This window comes from Dysgonomonas sp. UBA7710 (genome assembly GCF_002482385.1).
GTDB lineage: Bacteria > Bacteroidota > Bacteroidia > Bacteroidales > Dysgonomonadaceae > Dysgonomonas.
In genome coordinates this window covers 17839-31694 of the sequence record NZ_DLFW01000023.1, presented here as the reverse complement: position 1 = coordinate 31694, position 13856 = coordinate 17839, and the positions used below count along the sequence as shown (strand labels likewise).

Annotated in this window: 13 protein-coding genes; 7 read left to right on the top strand and 6 right to left on the bottom strand. The window is 38.7% G+C overall.

Annotated elements, in window-relative coordinates:
- Positions 1-63 precede the first annotated feature (63 nt).
- Both B3317_RS07340 and B3317_RS07335 read right to left on the bottom strand, forming a co-directional pair.
- On the bottom strand, positions 64-618 hold the full coding sequence (locus tag B3317_RS07340; protein ID WP_291110173.1) for a helix-turn-helix domain-containing protein: 555 nt from the start codon (positions 616-618) through the stop codon (positions 64-66).
- 125 nt (positions 619-743) lie between these two features.
- Positions 744-1694: an RluA family pseudouridine synthase gene (locus B3317_RS07335; RefSeq protein ID WP_291110171.1), complete on the bottom strand. Its 951-nt coding sequence runs from the start codon at positions 1692-1694 to the stop codon at positions 744-746.
- A gap of 217 nt (positions 1695-1911) precedes the next feature.
- Between B3317_RS07335 and fabD the strand changes: the two genes are divergently transcribed.
- The 7 genes from fabD to B3317_RS07300 all read left to right on the top strand — a co-directional run bounded on the left by fabD (position 1912) and on the right by B3317_RS07300 (position 9484).
- Positions 1912-2793, top strand: a complete 882-nt coding sequence (fabD, locus tag B3317_RS07330; protein WP_291110169.1) for an ACP S-malonyltransferase — start codon at positions 1912-1914, stop codon at positions 2791-2793.
- 156 nt (positions 2794-2949) lie between these two features.
- On the top strand, positions 2950-3846 hold the full coding sequence (rfbD, locus tag B3317_RS07325; protein WP_291110372.1) for a dTDP-4-dehydrorhamnose reductase: 897 nt from the start codon (positions 2950-2952) through the stop codon (positions 3844-3846).
- A gap of 30 nt (positions 3847-3876) precedes the next feature.
- Positions 3877-4431 carry a hypothetical protein gene (locus B3317_RS07320; RefSeq protein WP_291110167.1) on the top strand — a complete coding sequence of 185 codons (555 nt, stop codon included), beginning with the start codon at positions 3877-3879 and terminating at the stop codon, positions 4429-4431.
- Positions 4432-4681: 250 nt separating this feature from the next.
- Positions 4682-6262 (top strand): peptide chain release factor 3, encoded by a 1581-nt coding sequence (locus tag B3317_RS07315; protein WP_291110166.1) that lies wholly within the window; start codon positions 4682-4684, stop codon positions 6260-6262.
- Between the two features lie 43 nt (positions 6263-6305).
- On the top strand, positions 6306-7061 hold the full coding sequence (locus B3317_RS07310; protein WP_291110164.1) for a lipopolysaccharide kinase InaA family protein: 756 nt from the start codon (positions 6306-6308) through the stop codon (positions 7059-7061).
- Positions 7062-7079: 18 nt separating this feature from the next.
- Complete coding sequence (locus tag B3317_RS07305) at positions 7080-8195, top strand: glycosyltransferase family 4 protein (RefSeq protein ID WP_291110162.1); 1116 nt, start codon at positions 7080-7082, stop codon at positions 8193-8195.
- Positions 8196-8212: 17 nt separating this feature from the next.
- Positions 8213-9484 (top strand): glycosyltransferase family 4 protein, encoded by a 1272-nt coding sequence (locus B3317_RS07300; protein WP_291110160.1) that lies wholly within the window; start codon positions 8213-8215, stop codon positions 9482-9484.
- Here the strand turns inward: B3317_RS07300 and B3317_RS07295 are convergent.
- The 4 genes from B3317_RS07295 to B3317_RS07280 are packed head-to-tail and all read right to left on the bottom strand — an operon-like array spanning position 9481 to position 13790.
- Positions 9481-10305 (bottom strand): glycosyltransferase family 2 protein, encoded by an 825-nt coding sequence (locus tag B3317_RS07295; protein ID WP_291110158.1) that lies wholly within the window; start codon positions 10303-10305, stop codon positions 9481-9483. The genes B3317_RS07300 and B3317_RS07295 overlap by 4 nt on opposite strands.
- Complete coding sequence (locus tag B3317_RS07290; RefSeq protein WP_291110156.1) at positions 10302-11270, bottom strand: glycosyltransferase family 2 protein; 969 nt, start codon at positions 11268-11270, stop codon at positions 10302-10304. The genes B3317_RS07295 and B3317_RS07290 overlap by 4 nt, the downstream gene beginning before the upstream one ends.
- An 11-nt stretch (positions 11271-11281) precedes the next feature.
- Entirely contained in the window at positions 11282-12565 is a 1284-nt protein-coding gene (locus B3317_RS07285) for a glycosyltransferase (protein WP_291110155.1), read from the bottom strand.
- 40 nt (positions 12566-12605) lie between these two features.
- Positions 12606-13790 (bottom strand): glycosyltransferase, encoded by a 1185-nt coding sequence (locus B3317_RS07280; RefSeq protein ID WP_291110153.1) that lies wholly within the window; start codon positions 13788-13790, stop codon positions 12606-12608.
- Positions 13791-13856: the final 66 nt, after the last annotated feature.

The following is a 13856-nucleotide window of genomic DNA, read 5'->3' as shown; positions in this document are numbered from 1 at the left end:
TTTCAAAATTGTTGTTTTAAACTCTTTAATCTTGAAATTTTGAAATTATAAATCTTGAAATCCTTATAAAACAACAACGATAAATCTGACTTTCTTTCCATCAAGAGCCTTCATTCCATGCGGCAGACTGGAGTCGAAATAAATACTGTCCCCCTCTTCCATAATCAGGTCTTTTCCGTTTATCTGCAACAGCATACGGCCTTCCAGCACCATATTGAACTCTTGTCCGGTATGTATGCTATGATGAATTTCAACATCATCGGCTTTAGGTTCGACTGTTACTTCAAATACTTCAGCCTTCCGATTATTAAATCCTCCCGCTAGAGTCTGATAATTATAAGCCTCTACCCTATTCACTGCCAACCCTTTCCCCTTACGCGTAAGGAAATAGCTGCTCATGCGGGGTTCATCGGCAAACATTAGTACCGAAACATCTACATTGTGGACAGATGCTATACCTTTCAGTACGCTGATGGTTAGATCTTTTTCACCTGACTCATATTTTATATACTCTTCTAAAGGAATGTTACAAGACGCCGCAAATTGCTCTTGTGTCATATCCAAAGCCTCACGTAAACCTTTGAGGCGTTGGCCTATTTCTTTAATATCTATATTCATAAAACATTTAAGGTCACAGACCTATTTATTGCTCCGACATGTAAAACAGTCAAAGCTTGTTATAATTAAAAACATATCATTAAATCCTTTCAGTTACCCACTTCAAGGTTCGAAGAATCCTAACTTTATTGTTCCTTAATATCGGACCCGGCCGGTACTTCTTTTTTAGGCAAAGCAGTTACCAATTGCTGCATTGCTTTCGGTACCGGACTTTTAAATTCCAAGACCTCTCCCGTAACCGGATGTTTCAGTACCAGTTCGCGTACATGAAGGGCAATGCGTTTAATCGGATTATTCGAAGCTCCGTATTTTTTATCACCCACTACAGAATGGCCGATTGTTTGCATATGGATACGCAATTGGTTCTTACGCTTGGTTTCAAGGTCGAAATCGAGCAAAGAATAGCGTCCTGTCGATTTGATTACTTTATAATGTGTAACCGATTTCAATCCGCCATTGTCACTGGGAGACGACATCATTACATAATTTTTGTTTTCGGTAAGCCACGAAGTCACCGTACCTTCTTTTTGCTCCGGCCTGCCGTCTACAACTGCAGTATAGATATATTCCTTTACAAGATTATTCCAGTTTTTCTGAAATGTCTCCTGAAGTTCCGCGCTTCTGGCAAACACCATCAATCCCGAAGCTTCCCTGTCGAGACGCTGAAGGACAAATACGCGGTCGGTTTTATTCCTTCCTTTTTTCTTTACGTATTCGTTCAGTGATCCGTAGACAGTGCGCAACTTCTCTTTATCAGTGGATACGGACAGGAATCCGGCTTCTTTATCTATAACGATGATCTCATCATCTTCAAATACAATCTTCAAGCCTTTCAGCTTCTTTTCTTTTCGCGACTGGTCGAACTTCATTACCGAAACCTTGTCTCCGGCCTTAAGTGCATGGTCGAATTGAGTAACAAGTTTACCATTTACCTTTATCTGCTTGTGTGCCAGCAGTGATTTTATTGCATTACGGCTCTTACGGACTTGTTGGTTTATCAGAAAATCCAATAATTCGCAAGGTTGCGACGCTTTTAGTTCTTGCAGCGGAATATCTCTTCTTGAAGTATTTCTCATTTAATAAAAATAATGTATATAGGGAGCAAAGGTAAGTGTTTTATAATTTTTTAGTGGCTTTAATGCGTATTAAATAATAATAAAATTAAATCATCATAATCGGATAGTTTAATCCTGTACTTTTTTATTTTAATCTATTTTGCCATATCATATTCTATTTTTTACTAATTTTGCAGGCTGAAATTTAACCGCTTATTCTAACTATTAAATATTGAAAATGAAAGCATTTGTATTTCCAGGGCAAGGAGCTCAATTTGTAGGAATGGGTAAAGATTTGTACGAAACATCTCCGGTTGCTAAAGAAATGTTTGAAAAAGCAAACGAGATTCTGGGCTTCCGCATCACAGACCTGATGTTTGCAGGCACAGACGAAGACCTTCGTCAGACCAAAGTAACCCAACCTGCCATCTTCCTTCATTCTGTAATATTAGCTAAGACAATGGGAGCAGATTTTGCTCCGGACATGGTTGCAGGGCACTCTTTAGGCGAATTTTCCGCATTAGTTTCTGCAAACGCATTATCGTTCGAAGACGGATTGAAACTTGTATATAAACGTGCGCTTGCCATGCAGAAAGCGTGTGAACTAAATCCTTCAACTATGGCTGCCGTACTGGGATTACCCGATGCTAAAGTTGAAGAAATATGTGCATCTATCACCGATGAGGTAGTGGTACCGGCCAACTATAACTGCCCGGGACAAATCGTTATATCCGGCTCAAATGCGGGTATAGAAAAAGCTTGCGAGTTATTGCTTGCGGCAGGTGCAAAACGTGCATTGAAACTAAAAGTAGGTGGTGCGTTCCACTCCCCGCTGATGGAACCGGCTAAGATAGAATTATCAGAAGCTATCAACACAACAACAATCAGTAAACCGGCGTGCGCTGTATATCAGAATGTATCCACTGTCGGCGAAACCGATCCCGCTACAATCAAAGCAAACCTTATTGCCCAGTTGACAGCACCTGTAAAATGGACTCAATCGGTGGAACATATGGTAGCCGACGGAGCAACTGAATTTATTGAACTGGGACCAGGCAATGTATTGCAAGGCCTTGTCAAAAAAATCGCTTCGGACATAACAACCAGCGGCAAACAATAAGTCTATAATAATTATGAGCTATGAGTTATAAATCATGAGTTTTTCACTCTGTATTTATAACTCATAATTCATAACTTATAATTGAAATAAAATATGGCATTCTTTTCAGGAAATAAGCAAGCTGACGACCAGGATGAAACCGCAAAGAACATCTTCATGTTTGAATTGGTGCAAACAAATATTCTTATAACAGGTTCGAACGGGCAGTTAGGAAACGAAATAAAGCGTATAGCCGCTTTACATGAAAACAATTTCCAATTCTTTTTTACTGATGTTGCAGAACTAGACATTACTGACCAGCAAGCCATTGAAGGCTTTATTAGAGAAAACAATATAAAGTACATCGTCAATTGTGCGGCCTACACAGCTGTAGATAAAGCCGAAGACGACGTTGCATTATGTTACAGGATCAATCGGGATGCAGTAGCGAATCTGGGAGCCGCCGCCACAAATAACGGCGCTAAAATAATCCACATATCTACCGATTATGTATATGATGGTACTGCTTCAAGACCTTATACAGAAACGGATACCGTGAATCCGCAATCAGTATACGGAAAATCGAAACAAGAAGGAGAAGTTGCCCTGATAAAAGCATGCCCTGACAGTATTATCATCCGTACAGCATGGTTGTATTCGATATTCGGAAACAATTTTGTGAAAACAATGATAAAATATGGAAAAGAACGGGATACCCTCAACGTAGTTGCCGACCAAACCGGAACACCGACCAATGCTGCCGATCTGGCCAATGCAATCATAAAAATACTGGACTATAGTGAGGCTAACAGCTTCAAACCCGGTATCTACCACTACTCCAATGAAGGTATTACGACCTGGTACGATTTTACATTAGCCATACACAAAGATGCAGAAATAACAACCTGCACGGTAAATCCAATTTCCACAGACCAATATCCGACTAAAGCGACAAGGCCTGAATACAGTGTACTGGATAAAACGAAGATCAAAACCACATTCAATATTACAATTCCCGAATGGGAAAATAGTTTAAACATTTGCGTCAAAGAATTGTTATCTATACAGGAATAATAATCACATTACACATCTACCATAACCAAAATGAAAAAGATTTATCTTTTTGGGCTTATATTTACGGTTGTATCTGTTTCTTGTCAGAAAAAGCAAATAAACCTATATGAAACACAACTTAACCCTCTAAAAGTCGACTTGGCCGACATCTCATTAAACAGCAATTCCAACACTATCGATTTAACTAAGATACAAAGGCTTACACCTGAACAATACAACAGCCTGCATCTTGAAAAAGTAAAGGGACTGGAAGGGTACGAACTCAGCGACCTATGCCTGGGGCAAATTTTACTGGAGAATAAAAACGGAAAAATTCTGACAATACAAGTAGTGACGGACGGTGAAATCACGGAATATCTTCTTAGCTATGACAAAAACGGTAATCTGATAGACAATCTGATAGTCGCTTATGAAGATATGGTCGAATATTATAGTGAAGTATCGTCCAGGATAAAATCAAACGAGATAATCGTTCAGACCATCAATTATACCTACGATGAGATTAACAGCGATTCGGGAGGTACAGCCGATACCGCAATTACAAAGTATCAGATAAGCCCTGAATTTAAATTTACACCCAATTAAAAAATCTAACAATCAGCACTTTAATCTCAGACATCAGGGTAAAAACTATCCATCTGAAAATATTACGAAATAAATAATTCCAATGCGAAGGTAATAGACTATTGTCTTCGCTTTTTTTATTACTTTTGCACCTTATAAGATAAGTCTAAAGAAAATATTTGATGTTGCATTTAGAAACCAATATTTGTTATTATGTTTTGACAGGCAACGGACAGGACCGAGACCTTGATATTATTAAGTAAAGTAATCGATGAGCGAACTGGAAAAAGAAATTCATAAAAGACGTACATTTGCCATTATCAGTCACCCCGATGCAGGGAAAACTACCCTTACCGAAAAATTATTACTATTCGGGGGAGCTATCCATGTGGCGGGTGCCGTAAAATCAAACAAAATAAAGAAAACCGCCACTTCGGACTGGATGGAGATAGAGAAACAACGTGGTATCTCCGTTGCTACCTCCGTTATGGGATTCGAATACGACGGTTATAAAATAAATATACTGGATACCCCCGGCCACCAGGATTTTGCAGAAGATACTTATCGTACTCTTACTGCGGTTGACAGTGTTATTATTGTGGTCGACTCGGCTAAAGGTGTGGAGGCGCAAACCCGTAAACTTATGGAGGTCTGCCGTATGCGCCATACTCCGGTTATGATATTCGTCAACAAGATGGACCGGGAGGGGCGGGACCCTTTCGAACTGCTCGATGAACTGGAGGAGGAACTGAAAATTGGCGTACGTCCCCTAAGCTGGCCGATAGACAGCGGACAACGATTTAAAGGTGTTTACAATATCTATCAGGAAAAATTAGACCTGTATACTCCCAGCAAACAGACAGTAACCGAATCGATAGGGTTCAAAGATATAAACAGTCCCGACCTGGAAAAACATATCGGAGACGCACTGGCAGCCAAGCTAAGGGAAGACATAGAATTAATAGACGGCGTATATCCCGAACTGGATATAAATACATATCTGAAAGGTCAGATAGCCCCCGTATTTTTTGGTTCGGCTCTAAATAATTTCGGGGTAAAAGAATTACTGGATTGCTTTGTGAAAATTGCACCATCTCCACGTCCTATAGAAGCCATCGAGCGCGAAGTAAGTCCCGAAGAGAATTCTTTCACCGGATTCATATTCAAAATACATGCAAACATGGACCCAAATCACCGGTCGTGTATTGCATTCGTAAAAATCTGCTCCGGCAAGTTTGAAAGAAATGTAAACTACAAGCATGTCCGGCTGAACAGGCAATTGAAGTTCTCCTCTCCTACGGCTTTTATGGCTCAGAAAAAAGAAACCGTGGATGAGGCATATGCAGGAGATATCATAGGGCTTCCCGATACAGGCAACTTCAAGATCGGAGACACTCTTACTTCAGGCGAAGACCTGCATTTCAAAGGCTTACCGAGCTTCTCCCCTGAAATGTTCAAGTACATTGAGAATGCCGATCCGATGAAATCAAAACAATTGCAAAAAGGAATCGACCAGTTGATGGATGAAGGTGTCGCACAGTTATTTACAAACCAGTTTAACGGACGGAAAATTATAGGCACCGTAGGGCAACTTCAATTCGAAGTCATTCAATACCGTCTCTTGCATGAATATGGGGCGCAATGCCGCTGGGAGCCTCTCAACTTATATAAAGCATGTTGGATAGAAAGTGAAAACAAACCGCAATTAGATGACTTTAAAAAACGCAAAGCGCAATTCATGGCTGTAGACAAAGAAGGACGGGATGTATTCCTGGCCGACTCTAACTATGTGCTGATGATGGCCCAGCAAGATTTTAAAGACATCAAATTCCATTTCACATCGGAATTTTAAGAATAAACAGGTCTGCAACCTCACTTTCTTTTATTTAAAAGATATGACAAAAATAAAAATGGTTATAAATGCAGAGTACAGGCAATTAGAAGACTTTATAGAAGGTCTTCCTCTTGCATTCCTGCAATCCGGAGAAGTTATTTATTCGGGTCGTAATATAATCAAGACCTTTGATGTAGAAGGGGTGAAGCTAAATGTGAAGTCTTTCAAAAAGCCTCTGTTCATAAACCAGATAGCATACTCAACTATCAGGCAATCAAAGGCAAAGCGCTCATACCTATATGCATTTATGCTAAAAAAAAGAGGGTTTCATACTCCCAATCCCGTCTCTTATATGGAACTCAAACAATATAATCTGCTAAAATACAGTTTATATATATCAGTACATGAAGAGTTCGATGGTATGATGCGTGAATTGCAACATGGAGAAATAAAAGGACGCGAAGAGTTATTAAAACAATTTGCTTTATATACAGCCCGATTACACGAAAAGCAAGTATTACACTTAGATTATTCTTCCGGAAATATCCTCTATAAGAAGAATGAAGATACTTATACATTCTATTTAGTGGACCTGAACAGAATGAAATTTGATAAACCAATAAATCTCGATACCGCCTGCTTCAATTTCAGACGCCTATGGGGAAGTGATGAAATGATAAGCTTCATTGTAAAAGAATACGCCAAAGCCCGGAACTTTAATGAAGCAACCTGCTTAAGGAAAACATTTGAATATCGTAAAAAATTTTGGGATACCTATACCAGACAGCATCCCGAAACAATACCATACCTTGGTTAACAAAAAATGCCTGATATTATGAGAATTGGATTTGATGCCAAGCGAGCAGTTTCAAACTTTACCGGACTAGGTAATTACAGCAGATTTGTAATTTCCAACCTGATGGAATATTATCCCAATAATATTTATAAACTTTTCATCCCCAAAATTCATGATGAAAGTAAAATGAATGATACACACCAAGATGAAACTGTTTATTCATTAAAGCACACCCACAAACCATTCTGGCGTACTATGGGGATTGTCAAGGATATTAAGAGGGAACATATTGATATATATCATGGATTAAGCAATGAGTTACCATTCAGAATAAACAGAACCGGAGTTAAAAGTATTGTTACGATACACGATCTTATATTTCTGAGATACCCCGAATTCTATTCTTTGGTCGACAGAACAATTTATAATATTAAAGCCAAATATGCATGCAAGGTAGCAGACAAGGTTATAGCTGTCAGCGAGTGTACTAAAAAAGATATTATCAAATTCTACGGTATAGAGCCTTCAAAAATAGAAGTCGTTTATCAGGGTTGCTTCCCTGTCTTCAGAGAACAGGCAGATGCTATGAAAAAGAAAGAAGTAAAAGCCAGATATAATCTTCCTGCTGAATTCCTTCTGTCTATCGGTAGTATAGAAGAACGTAAGAATATCCTCCTGATAGTAAAGGCTATGAAAGAGATTCCCGATGTCCATTTTATAGCTATCGGCAAGCAAAAAGAATATGCGCAGACTGTATTAAATTATGCAGCGGAACACGGCTTATCAGATCGTGTGCACCTTATTAGCAATGTGCCTTTGACTGATTTGCCAGCAATATTGCAATCTGCCCGTATATTTATATACCCGTCTTTATACGAAGGCTTCGGAATACCAATTATAGAGGCTCAAAGTTCAGGTGTACCTGTAATTGGTGCAACCGGATCATGCCTTGAAGAGTCGGGTGGCCCGCATTCGGTATATGTAGATCCTTGTAATGTCAATGAACTGGCTCTTCAAATAAAAAGATTACTCAATGATGAAGCTGCATGTAAACAAATGGTAACAGATGGCCTGGAATATGTGAAAAGATTCTCAGATAAGAATTGTACCGCCGCATTGATGGCGGTTTACCAAAGTCTATACACCCAACTGTAACAGAACAGATAACCGGAATGGAAACAAGAAAGTCAAAAGTTGCTGTTGTAATCTCCCGGTATGGTAAAGAAATAAATGGTGGGGCCGAATTACACGCCCGCTATCTGGCAGAGCACTTGAATGAGATATTTGATGTAACAGTACTCACATCCTGCGAAAACGATGACAGCCGTAAAAACAATACCTATTACCCTAAAGGTGAGGATATAATCAACGGTATACAAATTCTAAGATTTGAATCTGAACCGAAAGACAGAACTAATGAAAATAAATGGCTCCGTTATCTGGATAAAAACAGTATCTATAAAAAAGCCAGATTCACATTATCCAATTTTCTCAAGCTCACTATAAAGAAGATCAAGTATAGGGATAAGGATATTGATAAGATATTCAATAGTTGGGTCGAACTACAAGGGGCTTACAGTCCTGCCTTGGTAAATCATATAGCGGCAAATAGAGAAAAGTACGATGTTTTCATTTTTTTCCTTTATTACCAATATACTACCTATGCCGGAATTGGAAGTGTCGCCGGGAAAAGTATTCTTATTCCGATTGCACATGATGATACCTCTCTCCATTTAAGAGGTTTTGATAAAATATTTTCCTCTCCGGCGTTCATTATGTACAATTCCGTATCAGAAAAAGATTGGGTGGAAGCCGCACATCCCGTTGCAAAGAAAATAAAATCAGATATTGCCGGTGTAGGGCGGGACAAGCCTGAGTCTGAACCATTAACTCCCGAAGAACAACCCAACATCGATTATCCTTATTTTGTCTATATCGGACGAATACATGAGGCCAAGGGATGTAAGACATTAATTGAATATTTCAAGCATTTCAAACAAAAGTATATCAATGATGTAAAACTCGTTCTTATCGGCAAAAACTTCATGGACGAGATAGAAACATCGGATGATATCATATATACAGGTTTCATCAGCGAACAGGAGAAATCATTCTATCTGGAGAATTGTACGGGACTTATTATTCCATCCCCATATGAAAGCCTTTCCATGGTGACTCTGGAAGCCATGATTATGGGTAAACCCGTATTAGCTAACGGCTATTGTGACGTGCTAAAGAAACATATCGAACTCAGCCATGCCGGTTATGTCTATTATGACAAAGAAGAGTATGCGACAGCACTGGATAAATTATTAAATCTGACAGATAAGGAAAAGGATGCGATGGTTAACAATGGTATCTCATATGTAGAAGCTAACTATGGATGGGATAGCATCCTCGACAAATTCTCGAAGGCAATTAATGAAATAAAGAGAATGAATTAGTCATTACTTATTGCCGGCAAATACTTATCCAATCCATTTTTACAATAAGTACTTTCCTCTTTCACAGCATCCCTGAAAATATCGGCATTTATCGTTTCCCTGTCATGACTGCTAAGAGGATGGTAGATATGATAAACGATCCCGTAAAATTTAAGATATTGCTTTCTTATTCCGGAATTTATAAGCCGGGCAGCGATTTCATTATCTTCATAGCCCCATCCTGTCATATCCTCATTATAACCGTTCACAGCCAATAGATCCTTCCTCCAGAATGCCATATTACATCCTTTCATATAATGGGGACTGTCTTTTTTGTACCTGAAACGAAAGTAGTTCGCTAGTAAAGAAGACCTACAGGCATTCAGTCTATTTCTCAGACCTTTGGTAAAAGGATTGATTGCGACAGATTTCCCCTTCAATAGATCGGTACTTAATTCCCGCGTCATCATAATGCGGCTGCCTGTGGCAAAGCAACTCTCCTGTGCCATTGTCAGGTGATCTTCGATAAAATGCTTATTCAAAATCACATCCCCGTCAATCTGAATGATATAATCTCCTGTTGCTTTCACAATTGCTTTATTCCGTATAACAGTAAGCCTGAAACCGATATCTTCGTGCCAGACTTGAACAACCGGACAAGGAAATCCCTTACTTTTCTCTTGTATATAAGTGGTTGTAGCTTCTTTGGAACCATCATCAGCAATCACTACCTCATCCGGTAAAACGGTCTGTAAGGCAACGCTAGACAAGCATAGATCTAAAGCCTCCGGCCAATTATATGTGGCAATTATAAGAGATACTTTTGGTTTATTCTTCTTCATAGATACCTGTTCTTTCTTATATTCAATGACGAGAAATTTAATAACTTATCCAGTCCGTAGAGGAAAATGGAAAATCTTCCACAATTGAGATAGTCTTCAACTTCTTTCAATACTGTTTTTTTTACTTCTACTGCCTTAAAGTCCTTCGATGCTATAATCCGTTTTAAAAACCGCCCTTTGATAATAGAACTTTGCAGAGGGCTTAAATGTAAATTCTGTGTGAGATCTTCAATAACATATTTGCCTTCAGTAAAAATCAATCCCTCCGATTTGGCTCTCGGCGTGGCCTTATTAGAATGTTGTCTGAAATAATTAAGCTTATCACAGTATCTGATAACTTCGCCTTGCAGGCATACACGGTTCCAGAAAAACCAGTCGCCACAATATCTGTACTCTGCATACTGATTTCCAATCTTATCTAAAACAGACTTTCTGAAAAGTGTCATACTGGCATTGTAAATGCTGTTATTAAACAGCATCCGGCCTTTAATAAAGGCTCTTCCTTCAAATTTATTTACAGTATATCTTTTCTCCTTATTCCTGTCCCAATCGTCAGGTAATATATTCCCATTCTCATCCACTGCATAGGAGCAACAAAAGGCAACATTACAATCCGGGTTAGCCTCCAGTAAAGGAACCATCTTCTCTAAAAAGGTAAGTTCCGAGTAATCGTCACTTTCTGCTATCCATATATATTCCCCACGAGCCAGAGAGAAACCTCTCTGCCATTGAGTAAAGGTAGAGCCTGTATTCACCTCATTATATACAATATGGGATACCTTATCGTCAGCTGCATACTCGTCAATGATACTACGACTGTTGTCAGCAGAGCAATCATCGAGTATAATCAGTTCAAAATCCCTGTAAGTCTGGTTCAGTACACTTTCTATCCGTTGCCTGATGTACTTTCCGTGGTTATATCCCGGAATAATTATGCTGACTATAGGTAGTGTTTTATTTTCCATATGACGGCGGACTATTTAATAGAATCCGACAGTATCTTTTTATATATGTTCAATCTTATTTCAGCCAGCTGTGCAGAATCGGGGCGAACATCAAATTTCTGTTTCGCACTCCGGCGGAATTCATTGCAAAGAATATTGTTCCGGGATAATTTCAGGACTGCATCAATAAAAGACTTGCTGTCATCAGCTATAAAGCAGTCTTTATCATTATCCAACCCTATGCCTTCGCATCCTACAGATGTTGTCACCAAAGGGCTTCCGTAATTCATAGCCTCCAGTATCTTCATCCTTACACCACTACCAATGCGAATTGGAGTAATCATTATTGAATTCTGTAATTCATTTTGCAAATTTTCTACAAACCCTTTGAAGTGTACATTCTTAAAATGCTCTTTATAGCCTTTAGATATTCTCGATTTCCACTGACCGATAACGTTCAATTCCAACATCGGATTTTGTTCCAGAAGCTCGTTCCAGCAATTATTCAGAAACCAGTCTATCGCATCCAGATTAGGGAAATGGTCACTGCCTCCCAGAAAAACAAGGCGGTCATTAAATTTAAATTCTCCTGAAAAATCAACCTGCTTCGCATCGATAATAGCAGGGGAAGATTCAATAATAATACCGGGATTCAATTCTTTTTGCAGCTTTTCTTTATCTACATCCGTTACTGTCACCACGGCATCATACTGATTCAGACATTGTATCTCAAAACTTTTAGTATAATTATACAAGAATAAATCCATCGGGGTGTGCTTCCTGAAAAGGTTCGATTCACACTCTTCCCTCACATATCTTAGCTCGTGATGTATAAACACTGTTTTTATATCCGCAGGTAAAGCATTTACCAGATTAATATATTCAAAGAAATCGACCTGAATCAGATCGTAACTTCCGGCATCAATCACATCATGTACAAAGTTAACATATCCTTCTTCAAACGGCATATAAAAGTCTGATGTGGTTATCGTAGAATGCCGGCGAACAATATCATCAGCAGATGCCTGCTGGCGCTTCAGCTTACGGTCGACCGAAGCTCTGAGGTTTTTCAGAAAATTATAATATGAAGGATTGTTTACCTCAGATTTATATTCCCCCTTCCGGTATACATGGAATTTCACATCATTCCACAATGTTTGTAAAACCTTTACATTATCAGAATCTGATGGATTAACCGATAATATAATGCTGACATCAATATACTTCCTAAGTATATCTATTAGCCGGAAAAAACCCTGGTTTCCTCCCGAATTTATCGGATAAGGCACATAAGGTGTAAGTATCAGTAATTTCATTGTTATTAAATCCTATAATCTCTAATAAGTAAAAGATGCGTCAGCTTTCATTTACCCTGAATATTTCGTCTAACTGCCTATAGCGAACAAACGGGTTGAAATAAGCCTTATATAAATCATAGCCTTGCTGACTTTGTTGCCGGTATAATTCTTTATCCTCCAGCAATCTAATTATATTAGCAGTAAATTCTTCAGCGTCGTCACTCACCAGACATCCGTTATTTATCTTATTAGGCAGGCCATCGATTCCTCTCAAAGTACATACAACAGGCAGAGCAAAAGACATCGCTTCTATAACTTTCAGTTTTATACCTGTACCTCCAAGCATGGGACATATAGAAATTCTTGAACTGGCATACGCATCCCCAAGGCTTTCTACAAATCCAACCTTTGTTATATTGGGGTAATCACCTTTAATATGCTCATTTATCTTTCCGATGATACAAATTGTAATATCTTTGGGGAGCAACGGATATACCTCCGATAAAAACCATTGCGCAGACTTCCGGTTCCAGTTATTATCACTTGCCACATAAATGAGGTCATACTTTTTTTCCGAATCAGCAGATGGTATGTGTGTCGCCATGTCAGACAAAGGGATATTAGGCACAAGACGTGGTGTATTTTTCAAAAATTGGGAGAATATATAAAATTCATCTACCGATACAGCCCAAACTTCATCAAAAAGACTCAATCGCTTCATTTCTTCTTCAAAAATCCGCCCCAGCCTTTTCTTTTGAATACCATATTCCTGCACAGTAAGGAAATCGTGCGTATCTATAATTGTATATGCTCCTTTCCGGTATCTTTTATCCCTTATAATATTAGCCCATGAAGAATAATTTACGAGAATATAATCATACTGGTTTTCTTTCAGCACTTTGTTGAACTGATTACATAAATAGAACGATGAAAGGTTTCTAAGAGCTACATTGTCTATTCCGTGAAATTTCCGTTTGAAATATTCCGGAATCTTATAGAACAAGCGTTTCAGAAACTGGCTTTTCGGCGGTTTACGACTTGCGACAAAAACACGGTCAATCAAACCTGTACTCATCATCCGTTCATCGTCTCCGTCTTCCCATTTACACCAATCCTTAACTCCGAAATAATCAACCTTAAAGTTACGTTGTTTAAAATACTTTAATAAGGATAAGACCCGTGTTCTGTTTCCGGCATTGTTCTCTAAAGATAAATCGGGCATGAAATATAGAATCCTTTTCATCAAAAGCTATTTAAGTAAAAGACAGTATTCAATACAGCATTATTTAGTTATTGCAAATTGTTACTG